This window comes from Acidiphilium sp. PM (genome assembly GCF_000219295.1).
Classification (GTDB): domain Bacteria; phylum Pseudomonadota; class Alphaproteobacteria; order Acetobacterales; family Acetobacteraceae; genus Acidiphilium; species Acidiphilium multivorum.
In genome coordinates this window covers 1-555 of the sequence record NZ_AFPR01000559.1, presented here as the reverse complement: position 1 = coordinate 555, position 555 = coordinate 1, and the positions used below count along the sequence as shown (strand labels likewise).

General features: G+C 67.2%; 1 pseudogene. It reads right to left on the bottom strand.

Annotated elements, in window-relative coordinates:
• A pseudogene (locus APM_RS18135) lies at positions 1-555 on the bottom strand (transposase); the annotation flags it as partial.

The following is a 555-nucleotide window of genomic DNA, read 5'->3' as shown; positions in this document are numbered from 1 at the left end:
GGCCGTCGTGGTGTCATAGAAGATCAGATCGACATCGAGGCGGAACAGGTCGGCGGCCCGCAGGAACACCGCCCGCTCGATCGCGTCGGCCCAGACCGCCAGAACATCGAGGGCGCGGTAGAGGTGGTCGACCGTCAAACCAGTCGCCTCCGGCAGCCAGGCAGTGTCGGTGAGCCACCGCTCCGCGCAGGCACGCTTCGAGCCCGGATCATCGAGCCGGTTCGCCGCCATCGCGAACAACGCTGCCTCATGCGGGGCGGTGAGTTCGGCCTTGCTCAGGCAATCCCTGACCGCCGGGCCGATGCCGAGTTCCTCCCACAGATGCCGCGCTGTCAACGGAATGCCGAACTCGAAGGCGGCGTCGATCTCGATATCGGGCGGCGCGGTGCCTGCCGGCGCGCCATCACCGACCTGCTCGTCATCGCCCAGCACACGGTTGATGCTGCGCACCAGCCGCTCGAGAGCGGCGCGATCGAGTTGATCCGCACGGCCGAAACTGTGGATCACCTGGGTCTCCGACCGCTTGCTGTCGGTGTTCCAGACGTTCTCCGCGAG